Origin of the sequence: Microbacterium sp. NC79, from assembly GCF_019061125.1 — a bacterium.
Classification (GTDB): domain Bacteria; phylum Actinomycetota; class Actinomycetes; order Actinomycetales; family Microbacteriaceae; genus Microbacterium.
Genome location: NZ_JAHQYI010000001.1, coordinates 859,865 through 878,360, shown reverse-complemented (window position 1 = coordinate 878,360; position 18,496 = coordinate 859,865). Strand labels below are relative to the sequence as shown.

The 18,496-nt window shown below is 63.2% G+C and carries 16 protein-coding genes and 1 tRNA gene; 7 read left to right on the top strand and 10 right to left on the bottom strand.

Going from position 1 to position 18,496, the window contains the following annotated elements:
* Positions 1-36: 36 nt before the first annotated feature.
* A complete protein-coding gene (gene mfd, locus KTJ77_RS03810) occupies positions 37-3,534 on the bottom strand; it encodes a transcription-repair coupling factor (protein WP_367948893.1) in 3,498 nt (1,165 codons plus the stop codon).
* 139 nt (positions 3,535-3,673) lie between these two features.
* Between mfd and KTJ77_RS03805 the strand changes: the two genes are divergently transcribed.
* Positions 3,674-4,399, top strand: a complete 726-nt coding sequence (locus KTJ77_RS03805; protein ID WP_217337170.1) for a DUF4190 domain-containing protein — start codon at positions 3,674-3,676, stop codon at positions 4,397-4,399.
* A gap of 63 nt (positions 4,400-4,462) precedes the next feature.
* On the opposite strand, the gene pth is transcribed toward KTJ77_RS03805, so the two are convergent.
* Together pth and KTJ77_RS03795 are read right to left on the bottom strand one after the other, a co-directional pair.
* On the bottom strand, positions 4,463-5,047 hold the full coding sequence (pth, locus tag KTJ77_RS03800) for an aminoacyl-tRNA hydrolase (protein WP_217337169.1): 585 nt from the start codon (positions 5,045-5,047) through the stop codon (positions 4,463-4,465).
* A gap of 61 nt (positions 5,048-5,108) precedes the next feature.
* On the bottom strand, positions 5,109-5,726 hold the full coding sequence (locus tag KTJ77_RS03795; RefSeq protein WP_217337168.1) for a 50S ribosomal protein L25/general stress protein Ctc: 618 nt from the start codon (positions 5,724-5,726) through the stop codon (positions 5,109-5,111).
* A 200-nt stretch (positions 5,727-5,926) separates the two neighbouring features.
* Here KTJ77_RS03795 and KTJ77_RS13565 point away from each other — a divergent pair, with 200 nt between their 5' ends.
* Complete coding sequence (locus KTJ77_RS13565) at positions 5,927-6,049, top strand: hypothetical protein (protein ID WP_302180712.1); 123 nt, start codon at positions 5,927-5,929, stop codon at positions 6,047-6,049.
* Between the two features lie 126 nt (positions 6,050-6,175).
* Entirely contained in the window at positions 6,176-7,630 is a 1,455-nt protein-coding gene (gene gndA, locus KTJ77_RS03790) for an NADP-dependent phosphogluconate dehydrogenase (RefSeq protein ID WP_217337167.1), read from the top strand.
* A 39-nt stretch (positions 7,631-7,669) separates the two neighbouring features.
* On the opposite strand, the gene KTJ77_RS03785 is transcribed toward gndA, so the two are convergent.
* A complete protein-coding gene (locus KTJ77_RS03785) occupies positions 7,670-8,989 on the bottom strand; it encodes an FAD-binding oxidoreductase (protein WP_217337166.1) in 1,320 nt (439 codons plus the stop codon).
* A gap of 158 nt (positions 8,990-9,147) precedes the next feature.
* Between KTJ77_RS03785 and KTJ77_RS03780 the strand changes: the two genes are divergently transcribed.
* Both KTJ77_RS03780 and KTJ77_RS03775 read left to right on the top strand, forming a co-directional pair.
* On the top strand, positions 9,148-9,873 hold the full coding sequence (locus tag KTJ77_RS03780; RefSeq protein ID WP_217337165.1) for a response regulator transcription factor: 726 nt from the start codon (positions 9,148-9,150) through the stop codon (positions 9,871-9,873).
* On the top strand, positions 9,870-11,366 hold the full coding sequence (locus KTJ77_RS03775) for a sensor histidine kinase (protein WP_367948815.1): 1,497 nt from the start codon (positions 9,870-9,872) through the stop codon (positions 11,364-11,366). Before KTJ77_RS03780 ends, KTJ77_RS03775 begins: the two co-directional genes overlap by 4 nt.
* Here the strand turns inward: KTJ77_RS03775 and KTJ77_RS03770 are convergent.
* From KTJ77_RS03770 to KTJ77_RS03745, 6 genes are all read right to left on the bottom strand, one after another.
* The gene (locus tag KTJ77_RS03770; protein WP_217337164.1) at positions 11,360-12,898 is read right to left on the bottom strand and encodes a ferredoxin--NADP reductase; all 1,539 of its coding nucleotides are present in this window, start codon (positions 12,896-12,898) and stop codon (positions 11,360-11,362) included. The two genes, KTJ77_RS03775 and KTJ77_RS03770, sit on opposite strands and share 7 nt — an antisense overlap.
* Positions 12,895-13,752, bottom strand: a complete 858-nt coding sequence (locus KTJ77_RS03765) for an FAD:protein FMN transferase (RefSeq protein WP_217337163.1) — start codon at positions 13,750-13,752, stop codon at positions 12,895-12,897. Before KTJ77_RS03765 ends, KTJ77_RS03770 begins: the two co-directional genes overlap by 4 nt.
* A complete protein-coding gene (locus tag KTJ77_RS03760; RefSeq protein WP_217337162.1) occupies positions 13,752-14,264 on the bottom strand; it encodes a hypothetical protein in 513 nt (170 codons plus the stop codon). Before KTJ77_RS03760 ends, KTJ77_RS03765 begins: the two co-directional genes overlap by 1 nt.
* A gap of 83 nt (positions 14,265-14,347) precedes the next feature.
* Positions 14,348-15,382 carry a ribose-phosphate diphosphokinase gene (locus KTJ77_RS03755; RefSeq protein WP_217337161.1) on the bottom strand — a complete coding sequence of 345 codons (1,035 nt, stop codon included), beginning with the start codon at positions 15,380-15,382 and terminating at the stop codon, positions 14,348-14,350.
* A complete protein-coding gene (gene glmU, locus KTJ77_RS03750) occupies positions 15,357-16,820 on the bottom strand; it encodes a bifunctional UDP-N-acetylglucosamine diphosphorylase/glucosamine-1-phosphate N-acetyltransferase GlmU (RefSeq protein WP_217337160.1) in 1,464 nt (487 codons plus the stop codon). The genes KTJ77_RS03755 and glmU overlap by 26 nt, the downstream gene beginning before the upstream one ends.
* A 1-nt stretch (position 16,821) precedes the next feature.
* Positions 16,822-16,893 (bottom strand) — tRNA-Gln (locus tag KTJ77_RS03745).
* Positions 16,894-16,961: 68 nt separating this feature from the next.
* On the opposite strand from KTJ77_RS03745, the gene KTJ77_RS03740 reads away from it, so the two are divergent.
* Both KTJ77_RS03740 and KTJ77_RS03735 read left to right on the top strand, forming a co-directional pair.
* A complete protein-coding gene (locus KTJ77_RS03740; RefSeq protein WP_217337159.1) occupies positions 16,962-17,465 on the top strand; it encodes a MarR family transcriptional regulator in 504 nt (167 codons plus the stop codon).
* A 35-nt stretch (positions 17,466-17,500) separates the two neighbouring features.
* The gene (locus tag KTJ77_RS03735; RefSeq protein WP_217337158.1) at positions 17,501-18,478 is read left to right on the top strand and encodes a pseudouridine synthase; all 978 of its coding nucleotides are present in this window, start codon (positions 17,501-17,503) and stop codon (positions 18,476-18,478) included.
* Positions 18,479-18,496: the final 18 nt, after the last annotated feature.

Genomic DNA, 18,496 nt, shown 5'->3' with positions numbered 1-18,496 from the left:
CCAGACGCTACCGCGTTCCCGCGCCGATAGAAAGTGTTACGGCTCCGTGGGCTTTTCCGGCAGCGGATACAGCGCGTTGAGCAATTGGTTCACCCACGCAAGCAAATCCTCTGATTCGTAGGGCTCACCGCCAGAGGTCGGCATCGGAACCACGAGCGCATCACCGCTGGCAACAAGTTTCGCCTGGGGGTAGAGCCGCTGCATGCGCACGCGAATCGAATCCGGGAAGTGCGCGGGCGCAAGACGGAGGTTCTTGCCCATAGCGACAACGTCTTCGAGACCCGACTGCGCCGCGCGACGACGCAACCGCGCCACCGCAATCAGTCCCTTTACCTCGGCAGGCATGGTTCCGTAGCGGTCTTGCAACTCGTCGATGACCAGATCGATTGCATCTTCTTTCGAGGTCAGCGATGCCGCAGATGACAGCTTTTGGTAGGCCTCCAAACGCAACCGCTCACTGTCGATATACGTCTCGGGAATGCGCGCGTCCAGCGGCAACTCGAGACGCAGCTCGGTGGGGCCATCCGTCTCTTCCCCACGGAACGTCGCGACAGCCTCACCAATCATGCGCAGATAGAGATCAAAGCCAACGCCGGCAATGTGACCGGCCTGCTCGCCGCCGAGCATGTTGCCAGCCCCGCGAAGCTCCAGGTCTTTCAACGCGACCTGCGTACCCGAGCCGAGGTCGTTGTTCACGGCGATCGTCTGTAGGCGGTCGGCGGCCGTCTCGGTGAGCGGCTTCGCGTCGTCGTAGAGGAAGTATGCGTACGCGCGTTCCCTGCCACGTCCGACACGACCACGGAGCTGGTGAAGCTGGCTCAAGCCATACTTGTCTGCCTTGTCGATGATGATCGTGTTGGCGTTGGAGATGTCGAGGCCGGTCTCGATGATGGTGGTTGACACCAAGACATCGAATTCGCGCTCCCAAAACGCGTCAACCACCTGCTCAAGCGCCTGTTCACCCAGCTGACCGTGCGCGACGGCGATGCGGGCTTCCGGAACCAGCTCGGCAAGGTGGGCGGCAACGCGCTGGATCGACTGCACGCGGTTGTGCACGAAGAACACCTGACCCTCGCGGATCAGCTCGCGGCGAATAGCTGCGGCGACCTGCTTGTCGTTGTTCGGGCCGACGAAGGAAAGAATCGGATGACGGTCTTCTGGCGGCGTCTGCAGCGTCGACATTTCACGGATACCGGTCACCGCCATCTCCAATGTGCGCGGAATCGGCGTCGCGCTCATCGCCAAAATGTCGACGTTGGTCTTGATCTTTTTCAGGGCGTCTTTGTGTTCAACGCCAAAGCGCTGTTCCTCATCGATGATGAGCAGACCGAGGTCTTTGAACTTCACCTGCTCCGTCAGAATGCGGTGCGTTCCGATCACCATGTCGACGGTTCCGTCCATCAAGCCGGTGATCGTGTCGCGCGCCTGCTTGTCGGTTTGGAACCGCGACAGCGGCTTGACCTTGACGGGGAAGCCCGCGAAGCGCTCGGTGAACGTCTCCAAGTGCTGCTTAACGAGAAGTGTCGTCGGAACCAGCATGGCGACCTGTTTGCCATCCTGAATCGCCTTGAACGCGGCGCGCACAGCGACTTCGGTCTTACCAAAGCCCACGTCGCCTGAGAGCAAGCGATCCATCGGGATCGGCTTCTCCATATCGGCCTTGATCTCATCAATCGTCTGCAACTGATCGGGCGTTTCTGCAAACGGGAAGGCTTCTTCGAGCTCGCGCTGCCACGGCGTATCCGGCCCGAACGCGTGCCCCTTGGCCGCCATGCGCGCCGAATAAAGTTTGACGAGTTCAACGGCGATATCGCGAACAGCCTTGCGTGCCTTCGTCTTCGCTTGTGCCCAGTCGCTGCCGCCCATCTTGCTGAGCACGGGGGCTTCGCCACCCACGTAGCGCGAGAGGAGATCGAGTTGATCGGTGGGCACGAAGAGCTTGTCGCCCGGATAGCCGCGCTTAGACGGCGCGTATTCAATGACGAGGTAGTCGCGAATGCTCTTCTGCGCGTTGCGGCCACCCGTCGAGATTTCACGCTGCGTCATTTCAACGAAACGGCCGATCCCGTGCGTGGCGTGCACGACGAAGTCGCCGCTCTTGAGCTGCAGCGGGTCAACGACGTTCTTGCGGCGCGAAGCGAGCCGCTTCGGTCCTGCGGAACCACCAATCGTGCGTCCGTAGAACTCGTTTTCGGTGAGCACCGCCAACTGCGCCTCAGGGCTGACAAAACCGGACTCCGCATGGCCGCGAACAAGGGTCACCACTCCGCTGGCGGGCTTGTCCACCAGGTCGTCGACAACGCGCGCCGCAATTCCGCGCTCGGCAAGCACATCGCGGCCACGCTCGACGAGGCCGACACCTTCCGCGACGACCAGCACCGCCCAGCCCGTGGCGACGAGATCCGCAACATACCCCGTTGCGCCCTCGACATTTCCTTGAAAGGACGGCACGGCGGAACCAGGAAAACGGGTCTCATCGATGTCTGCCGCATCACCGGGGTCGAAAGCGCTGAGCGCCCACCACACGTGACCGTTATCCAAAACGGCGGTGCGCAGGTCGCCAAGCGAGAGGAAGTCGCCTGCGCCCAGATCGACAGGTGCCGCCGCGCCGCCGGTGGCGGCACTCCAGGCCGCCTCCAAGAACTCTCGGTTCGTATCGCCAAGCGTTGCTGCACGACCGCGGGAACGCTCAGGATCGACCAGAGCAACCGCCGAGCCACGCGGCAAGTAGGCCGCGATCGGCACCAGATCGTCAATGAGCGCGGGTGTCAGCGATTCCATGCCCTCCACCGGAATTCCCGCAGACATCTTTTCCAGCATTGCGGAGACACCGGGGAATGCCGGAACCAGGGCGGCAGCTCGCGAGCGGACAGCGGGCGTCAAAAGCAGCTCACGGCTGGCTGGCAATGCAATCGTTGCAACATCGCCCGGAAGCGAGCGCTGATCCGCCACGGAGAACGCACGGATCTGCTCGACCTCGTCGCCGAAGAATTCAACGCGGTAGGGGTGGTCGGCGACGGCAGGAAACACATCGAGGATGCCACCGCGAACGGCAAACTCGCCGCGGCGCGAGACCATATCGACACGCGAATACGCCAGCTCAATCAAGCCGTTCACAATCGCATCGAGATCATGGCCGCGCCCGCCGGTTGTCAGCATAATCGGGTGAACTTCGCCGAGCCCCGGGGCGAGCGGCTGCAACGCCGCGCGCACGGATGCCGTCACGATCAGCGGGCGGGAACCATCGAAGGCGCGGAGGGCGCGGAGGGTCTCAATTCGACGCCCCACCGTCTCAGCACTCGGGCTCAGGCGCTCATGCGGAAGAGTCTCCCATGCCGGGAAAGCGCGGACATCCGCGTCCGGGATGAGATCTCCGAGTGCATCGGCAAGAGCGTCGGCGCGCCGACCCGTGGGCGTCACGACGAGCAACACGCTGGGCTTGCCCGCCGAGATCCGCTTGAGCAGCGCTGCGGCAAGGACAGGCGCATCCAAACCGTCGACGAGCGACAGATTGGCGTCTGTCAACGCAACAATTTTGAGGTCGGCGAAGGCCTCAGACGACTCAATGGCGCGAACAATCCCCGTCAAACTCACCTCAAGAGTCTACGGCGAGCCGAAGGCACCGCGCAGATGTCCCTGGTGTCGTATGGGTCCCAGTCCCTAGGATGGGGGCGTGAGCCAGACGTCTCTCCCTTCGCCGGACGAACAATTCCCGGCCACCGGCGCTGCCGCCGGGTCTCGCCCGACCCAGCCGGAGGTTCCGCCGATGCCTCCGCAGCCCATGGTTCCAGGCGGATATGACGCACCGCGCGTACCCCAGCCTGGTTTTGCGCAGCAAGCCGAGCCGACGTACTACGGGCAGCCTGCGACACCAACGTGGGGTGAAGCGCAGCCGCAGGCACCGTGGGACACCCCACCACAAACGTCACCGTACGGCACGTATGCGGCGCCGTACTCGCAGCCGCAGTATCCGCAGTACGGCCAACAGGTCGGGGCTTTGCGCCCGGCTGGCAAGAGTACGCTCGGCTTGGTCGCCCTCATCGCCGGACTGATTGCGACTGTCGGTAGCACCCTCGTCGCCGCCTTCACCGGCGGGCCAGCTGCGCGCGCCATCGTTGAGTATCAGGATCAATACGGCCCGCTGGATTCATCGAGCATCAGCGACATCGATCTCTCGTACTTCTCCGACGTGCGCACCAGCGTGCTGGGCCTGGAAATTTCATTGTGGCTGGGCACGATTGCGGGCATTCTTGCCATCGTGCTCGGCATTGTTGCCATCGCGCAACGCAAGGGGCGCCCGCTCGGTATCGTCGCGCTGATCCTCGGCGTCATTGGTCCGATGGTGTGGGCAGTCGGTGTTGCGATCGCCGCCGTCACGGCCGGCGCGACAATCTCCTAAGAATGCCAAGGGCCGCAGTCATGAACGACTGCGGCCCTTGGCAATTCTTGTGTGCGGCGATCGCTATGTGCGCGGCGCATGAAACTTCTGCTGGGCGCTGAGGAGTCCTTCCTCACCCACCAACTCAACGGCGTCTGCGGAGTCCCCGACGAGGAGCGGTAACTGCGTGCGCTGGTCACCGGAGAACGGCGACAAGACCCAGTCCGCCGGATCCTGTCGTCCTGGCGGCCGGCCGATCCCCACCCGCACACGCAAGAACTCCGGGGTTCCGAGGGCCTTCGCGATATCGCGCACGCCGTTGTGTCCGCCGTGGCCGCCCCCGATCTTCATCTTGATGGTGTCGAAGGGGATATCCAGCTCATCGTGCAGCACGATGATGCGGTCGGCGTCAACGCCGTAGAACTTTGCGAGAGCGGCGACCGGACCGCCAGATACATTCATGTAGGAGTTCGGCTTGGCCAGGATCAGCTTGGCTCCACCCGGTCGTGTCCAGGTTTCGGCAACACGGGCGTTCGCCTTGTGCGATTTGAAGCTCTCGCCCCGGCGGCGCGCCAGCTCATCGACAACCATCGCTCCGATGTTGTGTCGAGTGTGTTCGTACTGGGGGCCAGGGTTTCCGAGCCCCACAACCAACCAGGTTTCAGCCATGTCTCTCCTCTACGCAAGCGAGGGGGCACGAAAATCGCACCCCCTCGCTTCAGCGAGTGAATTACTCTGCCGCGGGTGCCTCAGCAGGTGCGGCGGCCGGAGCTTCAGCCTCAGCGTCAGCGTCGTCGCCCAGGTCAGCAGCGGCCGGAACCGAAACGCCGACAACGAGAACGTCGTCTTCTGCAATGAGCGATGCGCCCTTGGGCAGCTTCAGGTCGGCAGCGAAAATGTGCTGGCCGTCTTCGAGACCCTCAACGCTAACCTCGATGTGCTCGGGGATGTGCGTTGCTTCGACCTCAAGCGTGATCGACACAGCGTCAAGGTTGATGATGGTGCCGGGTGCCGACTCGCCAACGACGAGAACAGGAACGTCGACCTGGATCTTCTCGCCCTTCTTGACGACGAGGAGGTCGATGTGCTCGATGATCTGGCGAACCGGGTCCTTCTGGACGTCCTTCACCAGGGCCAGCTCAGCCTTGCCCGCGATGTCGAGGGTAAGCAGAGCGTTAGCCTTACGCAGGATCAGGCTGACCTGGTGACCAGGAAGCGCGACGTGCTGCGGGTCGGTGCCGTGGCCGTAGATGACGGCAGGAATCTGGCCAGCAGCGCGCAGACGGCGTGCGTAGCCCTTACCAAAGTTCTCGCGAACCTCTGCGACGACCTTGTTGTCTTCAGACATGTGAATCTCCTTGGGGCGCGCACGACGCTGTCGTGCGGTGGTCTTTGGGTATCGACTCGAACGCAGACGCGTGAGGATTCCGTGAGGAGCCACATCACCGCGTCGATAACGGATGCTGTGCGCATCCCTCGCCGAGGTCGATTCACTATCTTACCCGATCTCACGGTAGCGTTAGACACATACTTCTGAAGGAGGATGCCATGACCGGCGCTGAAGTCTCTCACATTATTCTCTGGGTCATTCTGGGCATGACCGTGCTTGGTGCTGTTTCCAGCGTGAGCGCGCTGTTCGTGCTCGGCCGCGGTAGCTACAAGAAGAACTGACGCTTACAAAAGCGCTCGGCACTGTGCCGGGCGCTTTTGGCGTTTCTTGGGGCGTCATTATTCATGCCCAGCCCGCCCTACCGCGATACGCTGGCATCATCACCCACGACGTTTAGGAGCACACTCGTGACGGAATCTCCCGCCCAGGCAAACATTGGCGTGGTCGGTCTCGCTGTTATGGGATCGAACCTCGCTCGCAACCTTGCGAGTCGTGAAGGGAACACCGTTGCGGTGTTCAACCGGAGCTTTGAGAAGACGGCCGACCTGCTTGCAACGCACCCGGAAGCCGGATTCGTTGCCGCGCAGACGTACCAGGAGTTTGCTGATTCCCTGCAGAAGCCCCGCACGGCGATCATCATGGTCAAGGCCGGCGGCCCGACCGACGCGGTCATCAACTCGCTCGTTGAGGTGTTTGAACCTGGCGACATCATTGTCGACGGCGGCAACGCTTACTTCCCCGACACGATCCGTCGCGAAAAGGCGGTCCGTGAGACGGGCATCAACTTCGTCGGCGCAGGTATTTCCGGCGGCGAAGAGGGCGCGCTCCTCGGGCCGTCGATCATGCCAGGTGGCTCGGATGAGTCGTGGGTCACCCTCGGCCCAATCCTGAAGTCGATTGCCGCTGTTGCCGAAGGTGAGCCGTGCGTCACCCACGTCGGCCACGACGGCGCCGGCCACTTCGTGAAGATGGTGCACAACGGTATTGAGTACGCCGACATGCAGCTCATCGCCGAAGCCTACGACCTGATTCGCCGCGGAACCGGTAAGTCTCCCGCTGAGATCGCTGACATTTTCGCCGAGTGGAACACCGGCGAGCTGGAGTCATACCTGATCGAAATCACCGCAGAAGTTCTCCGCCAGATCGACGCGACCACCGGCAAGCCGCTCGTTGACGTGATCGTCGACCAGGCAGGCGCCAAGGGCACCGGTGCATGGACAGTGCAGACAGCTCTCGCGCTGGGCGTCCCGGTCTCCGGCATCGCTGAAGCCACGTTTGCCCGCTCGCTGTCGTCGCACCCGGAACAGCGTGCAGTCGCATCTGCGCTCCCCGGCCCCGACGAGACCTTCACGGTCACGGACGTTGACGCGTTCATCGAAGATGTGCGCCAGGCACTGTACGCATCAAAGATCGTCGCGTACAGCCAGGGCTTCGACGAGATCCGTGCGGGTGCTGCCGAGTACAACTGGACCATCGACCTCGGTGCCATCGCGAAGATTTGGCGCGCGGGTTGCATCATCCGCGCACAGTTCTTGAACCGGATCTCCGACGCGTATGCAACGGACGCGAACCTTCCTGTCCTGATGACGGCACCGTACTTCGCTGACGCGCTGGCACGCGGCCAGGCCGCATGGCGTCGTGTCGTTATCGCCGCAGCTCAGGCCGGAATCCCTGCGCCCGCGTTCTCGTCGTCGCTGTCGTACTACGACGGCATCCGCGCAGACCGCCTGCCCGCTGCCCTCGTGCAGGGTCAGCGCGACTTCTTCGGCGCACACACCTACCGCCGCATCGACAAGGAAGGCACCTTCCACACGCTGTGGTCGGGCGACCGCACCGAAATCGAAGCGGAAGACACCCACTAGGTTCTGACGGAAGAGGCCACCCGCTTGGGTGGCCTCTTCTTATTCCACGAAGACGTGCGCTCGGCAGAATATGTTCGTGGGATCCCACCGCGTCTTGATTCGTCGCAGACGTTCTGCGGTTGCCGCCGAATACATCGTCTTCGCGGCATCCGGCGTTGTGCGAGATGAGAAGTTGCCGTAGACGAGCGCGCCATGGGCGTTGAGGGCCGCACACGACTCGAGAACTTGTCGTTTGGCTTCGTCATCGAAGCCCATGTCGAATGCTCCCATCATGACCAGCCACAACGCATCACGCGAACTGAACGCGGTCGCGTCGTGCGGCACGTCGCCAGCGGCGCCACCCATCGAGCGCAGAAGCGTGATCGCCGAAGGCCGCGTATCCCCGAAGCTCACCAGATGCTCGATGTCTTCATCGGTGAGCTCTGCCGCGAGCGCGTTGCCGCCGATAAAAGCGGGGTGAGGTTGGGTCGGATCCCCGTCAGGAAATTCCATCAGCACATCAGGGTAGGCCATCACCGTATGCGTCACGTTCGCCGTACCGTTGGTGAGCAACGGTGCGGCGGCGGCCTCCGCTGCCGCGCGGTCGGAACCAGCCCACACCATCGTGAGGCTGGCGCCCGCTGGTGCAGACGGATCCATCGCAGGAACATCCATGTACGTCACCGTCAGCTCTCTCGGTGCCGCGGCAATATGGTTCCGCACGCTCTGCAGAGCCAGCCGCGCATCAGTCACCGTGGCCTGCGTGAAAACGATCTCGGTGAGCGGATGTGCCGCAAACTCAAACGCGGTCACCACACCAAAGCCTCCCCCGCCGCCACGAACCGCCCAAAACAGCTCAGGCTCGTGATCCGGGTCAATGTGACGCGTCACCCCATCCGCGGTGACGATGATGGCGCCCACCAGCTGATCGATCGCGAGACCCCAGGCGCGTGTCATCCAGCCGATGCCCCCGCCCAGGGTGAGCCCACCAACGCCGACGCTTGCCGTATCTCCTGAGCTCAGCGCCAGGCCGTGCTCGGCCAGGATCCGCGCGACCTGGCCCCATCGTGCTCCCCCGCCGACTCGCGCCCTGGCACGTGCGCGCTGCTGTGGCATCACGGTGACGTCATCGAATGCCGAGAGGTTCACGGTCATACCTCCCGGAGGCAGGCCCCACTCAGAGTGTCCGCCGCCACGCACGTAGATCGAAACCTCATGCTCGCGCGCCCATGAAACGGCGCGTTCCACGTCTTCCTGGGTCTGCGGAAAAACGATGAGGTCGGGGGTGCCGACGCCGCTCACCGATGCCGCTGCCTTCGCGTATCCGTCATCGTCCGGTTGCAGGACCGTCATGTGGGACATGAGTTCCGCGATTGTCATGGAGCGACTGTATTCCGCGCGCGCCCCATGCGGAAGAGCATGAGTTGCGCGGGCGTCGAGACGTTCTGATGTGCGGCCCCACGACTCTGCCTCCGGTTCACAGGCAAGACATAACCTTAACCATAGAAAACACATAGGTTCGGGGGCAGAATGTCTTTATGAGTACCGCTACCGCCCTCACCCGCCCCGATGGTTCGCCGGTTCGTGTTCTCGCCGTCGACGACGAGCAGATGCTCACGGATCTACTCGCGATGGCGTTGCGAATGGAGGGCTGGGAGGTACGCACTGCGAGCTCCGGGATGGAAGCGCTGACGGTCGCTCGAGACTTTGCCCCAGACGCCATCGTGCTCGATGTCATGATGCCCGACCTTGACGGCATGGCGGTGCTTCGCCGCCTGCGGGAAGCAGGCAACATGGTTCCGGTGCTCTTCCTCACCGCGAAGGATGCGATCGGTGACCGCGTGGCCGGGCTCACCGCTGGTGGGGATGACTACGTCACCAAGCCGTTTAGCCTCGAGGAGGTCGTCGCCCGTTTGCGAGCACTGATGCGACGCTCGGGCACAGCAATGTCTGCCGAGGCAGATCCGGTGCTTCGTGTTGCTGATCTTTCACTCAACGAAGACAGCCATGAGGTCGAGCGCGCAGGCACCGCGATTGAACTGACTGCCACGGAGTTCGAACTCCTGCGATTTTTGATGCGAAACCAGCGTCGCGTTGTCTCCAAGGCGCAGATCCTTGATCGCGTCTGGAACTACGATTTCGGCGGCCGCTCGAGCGTCGTTGAGCTGTATATCTCGTACCTTCGCAAGAAGGTCGACACGCTGGGTGAACCCCTCATCCATACCATCAGGGGCGTGGGATACATGATCAAGGCGCCGCAGTGACCCCACGCGCGTGGTCGCTGCAGACACGGCTTACCACGGTCGTCGTCAGCATCGTGTCTGCTCTGCTCATCGTCGTGGCTGTGCTCACCGCCGCGATGCTGAACTCCGTGCTGGAAGATCAGCTCACCACGCGCGTTTCTGAGTCTTCCCGCCGCGCTCAGCCATGGATTGGGGCGGCGATTCAAACAGGAGCGCCCGATGCCGCTTCCGTGCTCACGTTCGATGCGAAATCGTCAGGACCAGGCAAGTTTCTGCAACCAGGGACCGTCCTGATTCTTGATCTGGACACCGGTCTGACCGGCGCTTATCTCGACGCCAATGACGAGGTAAAAGTGCTCACGGCAGAGCAGATCGCTCCGTTCACGAGCATCACGTTCACAATCGGCCAGACCACGGATCTCACGATCGACTCTGTCGGCACATACCGTGTAGTCGCATTCCCCGTGGAAGACAACGTCGTCTTGATCGGCCTGCCGCGCGCCGACGTCGACCGCACCATCGGGCTCATGCTGGCAACGATCACGGCACTCACCCTTGGCGGCCTGATTCTGCTCGCCCTCGCCATCGGCGTCACGATCCGCACATCGCTTCGTCCGCTCCGCGCCGTTGCCGCCACCGCAGGTCGCGTGGCTCAGCAACCCCTCGATCAGGGCGCCGTTGCCATCACCGATCGCGTGCCAGCCGAACACGTCGACGACCACACCGAAATCGGCCAGGTGGGACGCGCGCTGAACACGATGCTTGATCACGTTGACGCGTCACTGCGCGCCCGCGTCGCAAACGAAGACAAGATGCGTCAGTTCGTCGCCGATGCCAGCCATGAGTTGCGCACCCCGCTCGCCTCGATTCGCGGATACTCAGAACTATCGTTGCGTGACCCGTCAAACAGCGAAAACACCACCGCTGCCCTCGAACGAATTCAGGCGCAGTCGGTGCGCATGACGCGCCTCGTCGAAGACCTCCTGCTCCTCGCACGCCTCGATGAGGGGCAGGAACTCGTGCTCGCTCCCGTCGACCTGATTCCACTGACGATCGAGTCGATTGCCGATGCGCAAGCCGCGGGTTCTGAGCATACGGGAGATTGGTCGAGCGACCTGACGGAGTTGCTTGTGCTTGGTGACGCTGGTCGCCTGCAGCAGGTCGTGACGAACCTGCTGGCTAACGCCCGTACCCACACGCCGCCAGGCACCCACATTGTGTTGTCTGTGGAACGCGACGGCGATGACGCGGTGGTTTGCGTGCACGACAATGGGCCGGGGATTGCGCCAGATATTCAACAGACGCTGTTCGAGCGCTTTGCCCGTGCCGACAGCTCACGCACCCGAAACACCGGCGGAACGGGCCTCGGCCTTGCGATCGCGCACGCCATTACCGTGGCCCACCGCGGCACGCTCACCGTGGCCAGCGAGCCAGGCTCCACAACGTTCACCCTCCGCCTCCCGGCGCTCCCCGAGGTTCCGGCCATCCCGGCGGCCGCCGCTGCGGCTCAATAGCCAGCGAACGCGTCGGTTTTTACGCTCGCCGCACCGGCCAACGCCGGTTGCAGGCTGGCAATCAGTGCAGGCGGGCCTGAGATCATGGCGTGCCTGGCTGACAGATCCGGAACCATCGACTGCAGTGAGGTTGCGGTGATGCGCAAGCCTCCCGCCCACGTTTCGTTGGCAAGCGGCGTCGGATCATCCGGGGTCACGATGATGACCTGGTGATCAGCGAAGTCAGCGTGATAGGCGAGTTCGGCCGCGCGTGCGGCGATATAGACGAGCACGATGTCACGCTGCACGCCGCGCGTGGAGAGTTCACGCGCGTGCGCGACAAACGGCGTGATGCCGATTCCGGCGGCTACAAAGAGCAGCGGCCCGCACGCGGGAAGCGTGAAATCGCCCCAGACGCCGCTCCCACGCATCCGGTCCCCCACCCGGGCGTCACCGAGCGCACGCTTAAAGGACGATCCCCGCTCGGCGGGCGATGTGCGGTACGCAATGCGCACCGTGGGTAGCTCAGACGGTGCAGACACGAGCGAGAACTCGCGCCGCGTGCCACGCACATCGGGATGCGGGTGGGCGAGGGTGAGTTCGAGATACTGGCCCGCGGTAAAGGACGCACCGGCCTCCGCCGTGAAAGTGAGTTCACGAATACGCGGCGTCACTTCGCGGGTGTCTGTGAGCACAAGCCTTCCCAGGTTTCGCGCACGCACGGCGAGCGCAAATGCGACGAGGTTGCCGATCAGGAGCGCGCGATCTGCGCCGAGCGATATCACTCCGATCGACAACGGAAACCCCACGAAGAAGGCGACAACGGCGGCCACGAGCAATTGCTGCCAGTGCCTCGACGGCAGCGTCAATGGTTCCGTCAGCATGAAGAATCCGAGGAACAGAATCGGTGACGAGACCAGCAGTTGACTGGCAACATCGCCGACGGACACCGCCAGGCCCGCCTGCGCATAGGCAAACAGGGTGGTCGCGATGGAGAGCGTCAAGGCCAGCACGATGAAGGTAAAGACAACGCGGAGCTTTTCTGTGCGCCACGCAATGGCGATGCCCAACACCGCCACGACGCCCGCAAGCATCGGCGTGCCCACCCACCAGGCTGCGGGGCTCACACCGGTGATCGTCATGACGGCTGCCGCTATCGCCGCCGGGTTGACGATGTGCCGGCCACGCCACGCCACGATCACTTTCGAAACGGCAGCGACCGCACCGGTTACCACAAGCCACAACAGCGCAACGGGGTCAAGAGCGGGCCGCATGACAAACACCAGGATCAGCACCGTGATGAGCGTTGATTCCCACCGCAGCGCCGTCTTCATGAGCCGGTGCGTCACCGCATCAACGGCGAAGGCACCTGCGGCCAGCGCCACGGCCGTCGCCAGGAGTTCGAGGGGGGAGAATGCCAGGCTGCCTGTGAGGCTCAGCACCACCGCAACGACGAACAGCACGCCGAGGGCGATCACGACCAGCAGGTACATTGACGTGAAAGCGAGGAGCCGGAGAACGCGGGCTCGCACCGCGCGCAACGCAGTTGTCATGTAAACAACTGTGCAGGACAACGCGGCGAGAACTCCACCTGCCCGTTCGTCAACATGCGCACCCACTGCACGTCCCACGCGTGCGCGAGCTCCGGCCCGCCCTCGAAAAACAGGGCGGTGGTGATGGCGTCGGCGGTTACGGCGTCGGGAGCAACCGCCCAGGTCGCCGCAACCGTGCGCACCGGTTGCCCCGTGCGCGCGTCAAGCACGTGATGCAATCCGTCTCCCCATGCGCGCCGGTTTGTGGCCGACGCACAGAGCGCTTCGTTCTGCACGGTGATCACACCGATCGCTCGGCTCGTGTCGTATGGGTGCTCGAGGCCGACGCGAATCGGGGCACCGCGCGTCGCAAGGTCGCCTGAGGCGTCCACCGTGACATCGCCCTCGGTCCAAGCGGCCAGCGTTTGAATCGTCAGGTCGACGAGTTTGCCCTTACCCATCGCCCCAATGTCGATGGTCGCCGGTCGTGACAGTGCCAATGATTCGCCCGTCCACGCAAGCATCGTCTGCCAGTCAGCTGGCGCTGCGTGCGGAACGCCAACGGTGAGCGACACCTGACCGTCGTAGCCGAGTGCCGCAAGCGAGTCACCAACGAGCGGGTTGACGCTACCACCGGTGGCGTCGGAGAGCTGCTGGTACATCGTCAGGAGTTCGACGGTATCGGCGGGCGCATCGACGACGCCGGCACCGCGCGCCAATTGGCTGACCAGGGAGTCGGGACGAAAGCGAGACCATTCACGATCGAACTCGTCGATGAGGCGGCGAGTGGCCTCTTGTGCATCGTCGGGAAGGTCAGTGTCCGTCTCAATGTCCCACGTGGTTCCGATCGCGTCGAACCGCCAGTGGGCACCCATCAGGCGGCCGCGTCTGCCTTGATGGCGTCGATTGCCTGATTGAAGCCACCGCTCGTCAACGACGACCCGGCAACACGCGACACGTTGATTTCGTCGATCGAGCGGCCAACGACGACGTCGGCGATTCCGCCGATGAACTGGCCCTGATACTTGACGCTCTCCGGCTTTTGCGGGTCACCCTCCACCGCGACAGCGGTGATGACGTCGCCGTCGAGGGTGATCGTGACGGCGATGGTTTCGATGAGGCCAGCTTGCGGTGAGTAGCTGCCTTCGGCCATATAGGTGCCGTCGGTGTACTTGCTCTGTCCGCTGCCCTCTCCCCCTGCGGAATCGGCCGTGGCTCCTGTGGAGTCCGTCGTCTGAGTCGGCTCACCCACGGTCGATGAGGACGGCTGTGGGGCGGAGGCTTCGGTAGCGGGAGCCTGTGCGCCGCATCCGGCAAGCAGGAAGACGCCGGTGACGCCAGCAAGAGACGAGACAACAGCGGTGGTACGCGAGGCAGGTCGAGGCATGGGAGGTCTCCTAAGGTTGTCTCGTCAAAGATAAAGGGTCTGCGCGAACATACGCCGCGCAGACCCTATGGCTTGGCTATGAGTTATGCCGCGCCATCAAACATGCTGGTGACGGAGCCATCTTCGAAGACCTCGCCGATGGCGCGTGCCAAAAGCGGTGCGATGGGAAGAATGGTGAGGCCGTCGAAGCACTTCTCTGCGGGCAGCGGCACCGTATCGGTGACGACAACCTCATCGATCGCTTCGCTCTGCAGGCGGGTAGCAGCCGGGTCGGAGAAGATCGCGTGGGTGGCGGCGACGATGACGCGCTCTGCACCGTTGGCCTTCAGCGCCTCAGCAGCCTTCACAATGGTTCCGCCCGTGTCGATCATGTCGTCGACGAGGAGGCAGACACGGCCCGCGACGGAACCGACGATTTCGTGCACAGAAACCTGGTTGGCCACCTTCGGGTCGCGACGCTTGTGAATGATCGCGAGCGGCGCACCAAGGCTGTCTGACCACGTGTCAGCGACGCGGACGCGGCCCATGTCGGGCGACACGATCGTGAGCTTGTCACGGTCATCCTGCGACAGCGTGCGCTCGAAGTAGTCGAGCAAAACGGGCTTAGCGAACAGGTGGTCGACGGGGCCGTCGAAGAAGCCCTGAATCTGCGCGGCGTGCAGGTCAACGCTCATGACGCGGTCGGCGCCTGCGGTGTCCATCAGGTCGGAGATCAGTCGTGCCGAAATCGGCTCGCGACCGCGGCCCTTCTTGTCTTGACGGGAGTACGGGAAGTACGGAACCACGACCGTGATGCGCTTGGCAGAGGCCCGCTTAAGCGCGTCGATCATGATCAGCAGTTCCATGATCTGCTTGTTAACGGCACCCTCGAATGACTGCACGACGAAGACGTCACAGCCACGCACAGACACTTCGAAACGAGCGTAAAGCTCACCGGAAGCGAAGGTACGGTGCTCGGTCGGAGCGAGTTCAGTGCCGAGGTGCTTTGCTACGGCAGCAGCGAGTTCTGGGTGCGCGGTACCCGAGACAACAACGAGGCGCTTCTTGTTCTTTACCTCGACACCGGGAGCGATGTCGTGTTCACGATCAAGATCAACGGTCTTCTTCTTGCCTGCCATCTGCAGCCTTCTGTGAGGTGCGGGCATCGGCAGCAGCGGCAGCCGCCTTCGTGCCCTGTCGGTTGTTCTCGACCCAACCATCGACGTTGCGCTGGGGCGCAACGCTGAGTGCCAAGGCACCGGCTGGGACATCCTTGCGAATGACGGCTCCAGCGCCAGTCTTCGCTCCTGCTCCAATGCTAACGGGCGCCACAAATACGTTGTGGGATCCCGTGTGCACCTCATCACCAATCTCGGTGCGGTGCTTCGCAATGTCGTCGTAGTTCGCGGTAATCGCGCCGGCGCCGAGGTTCACGCCTCGACCGATCGTGGCGTCGCCCACGTAGGAGAGGTGCGGCACCTTGCTGCCCTCGCCAATCGTGGTGTTTTTCGTCTCGACGAAGGTTCCGATCTTGCCATCAGCACCGAGAATCGTGCCGGGGCGAAGGTATGACCAGGGGCCAACCGTGGCGCGAGCGCCAATCACCGCGAGGGTTCCATCGGTACGACGAACCGTCGCATCTTCGCCAACCTCGCAGTCGACAAGCGTGGTGTCCGGGCCGATCGTGGCGCCAGCGGCCACCGTCGTCGCACCCAGCAGTTGAGTATCGGGGAGGATCGTAACGTCAGGGGCTAGCGTGACGTCATCGTCGATCCAGGTGGAGGCGGGGTCAACGATGGTGACGCCTTCGCGCTGCCAGTGGCGGATGATGCGGCGACGCAGCAGGTCGCCAGCTTCGGCGAGCTGTGCGCGGTCGTTCACGCCGAGCGCTACCTGCAGGTCATTGGTGATGGCGGCCGAGATACGCTTTTGCGCGCCACGCAGCAGGCCAATGACATCGGTCAGGTACATCTCGCCCTGCGCGTTAGCCATACCCACCTGTGGCAGGTATTCACGCAGCATTGATGCCTGGAAGACGTACACGCCGGCGTTGATCTCGCCAACGGCGGCCTCGTCTTCGTTGGCGTCCTTCTGCTCGACGATGCGGGACACGTTGCCGGTCTCATCGCGGATGATGCGGCCGTACCCGGTCGGATCGTCGAGAATCGCGCTCAGGAGCGTGGCGGCAGCTCCGCTGGAGCGGTGCGCATCAAGCAACGCGGTGAGGGTGTCGTTGTCGAGCAGCGGAACATCGCCGGAGAGCACCAGCACATCGCCCTCGTAGTCGGCGGGCAACGCGTCAAGCGCCACCTGAACCGCGCGACCCGTACCAGGCACGTCGTCCTGGTCAACGATCGTGACATCGGGGTAGGTTTCGGAGATCGACGCCGCCACGCGGTCGCGCTCGTGACGCACCACGACTTCGACGTGCGTTGCCTGCAGCCGCTGAGCGGTCGTGAGAACATGCCCCACCAGGGTGCGCCCACCAATGCGGTGCAGCACCTTGGGGGTGCGTGACTTCATGCGCGTTCCTTGGCCCGCAGCAAGCACAACAATGGCGAGGTTGTTCTCGGTCATGCTCCGCGACCAGGATTCGAACCTAGACCTAACAGCTCCAAAGGCTGTCGTGCTGCCATTACACCATCGCGGACCGCGGCACAGGGCCGCAGGTACCAGTCTGCCACGTTCTGGCACCTCTCTTTGTCGCATAATGGGGTGGTGACGGAAGAAACCGACGAGGTTGATCGAATTGTGGGCGCGTGGGGCGCTCAGCGACCCGACCTCGATTTCTCTCCACTCGAGGTTCTCTCCCGCGTCGACCGGCTGTCGCGGCACCTGGATCGGGCACGTCGCGAGGCGTTTCGCCGCAGTGATTTGGAGAGCTGGGAATGGGATGTGCTTTCCGCCCTCCGGCGTGCCGGAGAACCATTTCACCTGAGCCCGAAGCAGTTACTGCAGCAGACGCTGGTGTCTAGCGGAACCATGACAAACCGCATCGACCGGCTTGTTGGCCGCCGGCTGGTGCGTCGCGAGTCTGATCCCGGCGATGGTCGTGGCGTCATTGTGGTGCTTACGGAGGATGGCCGGGTCCGCGTGGACGCCGCCATCACCCGCCTTGTCGATGCCGAGGCGATTTTGCTTGCCTCGCTGTCAAACAGCGAACGTGACCGCTTGGCAACCTTGCTTCGCAAACTCGTGATCGAGTTCGATCACCTCTCCTGAGGTTTCGCACAGCGCACACCTGAGAGAATGGGCGGATGGCCATGCCCTCCCCGCTTCCCGTTCGTGATGGGGTCGGCGCTACCCGCTTACACTTGCCGATGACGGGTGAGTGGGAGACGATTGCCGACTATGTTGTCGATCGTTTCGGCCACATGGACCCCGAGTCTCTCCGTCGCCGCTTCGACCGCGGCGAGATGGTGACGACCGATGGTTCCGCTGTCTCACGTGACGCGAAAATTGGCTCTCACGAGTGGATTTGGTACTACCGCGAACCGCCAGTGGAACGGGAAATTCCGTTCGAGGTTGAGCTGGTGCATGTCGATGATGACCTCGTCGTGATCGACAAACCGCACTTTCTGCCGACGACACCCGGTGGCAAGTTCCTGCAGAACTCCGCACTCGTGCGCATGCGCAATCAGCTTGGCAACCCCGACCTCTCCCCCATCCACCGCCTCGACCGGGCAACGGCGGGGCTGCTCATGTTTTCCGCACGACCCGAAACACGTGGCGCCTACCAGCTGTTGTTTGAAAACCGCATCGTGCAGAAGACGTACGAGGCGGTCTCGCTCGCGCCCGATGATTTTGATGGCACGCAACTGGCTGGCCGCGAGTTTCCGATCGTGTACCGCAACCACATCGAGAAGGTGCGGCAATCGGTGACGGTGCTCGTCGATACGAAGCCGGAGGCGAACTCAGAGACGCTGATCGAGTTGATCGGGGTCGGCGAGAGTCGCGGAACCGACGCAGGCACGCGCATGATCCACACCCTGTTGAAGCCCCACACCGGCCGCATGCACCAGCTCCGCGTGCACCTCGCGGCGCTCGGTGCCGGCATTCTCAACGACGGCTTTTACCCGGTGCTGCACCCCGAGGTTCCTGACGACTTCACCCGCCCGCTGCAGCTGCTCGCCCGCGAACTCGATTTCATCGACCCGCTATCGGGCGAACCGCGCCACTTTCAATCGCGACGCACCCTCCAAGAGGCACCCGTGGTTCCGCAACCCGCTCTCTAGCCACCACTTCGCGCGCGA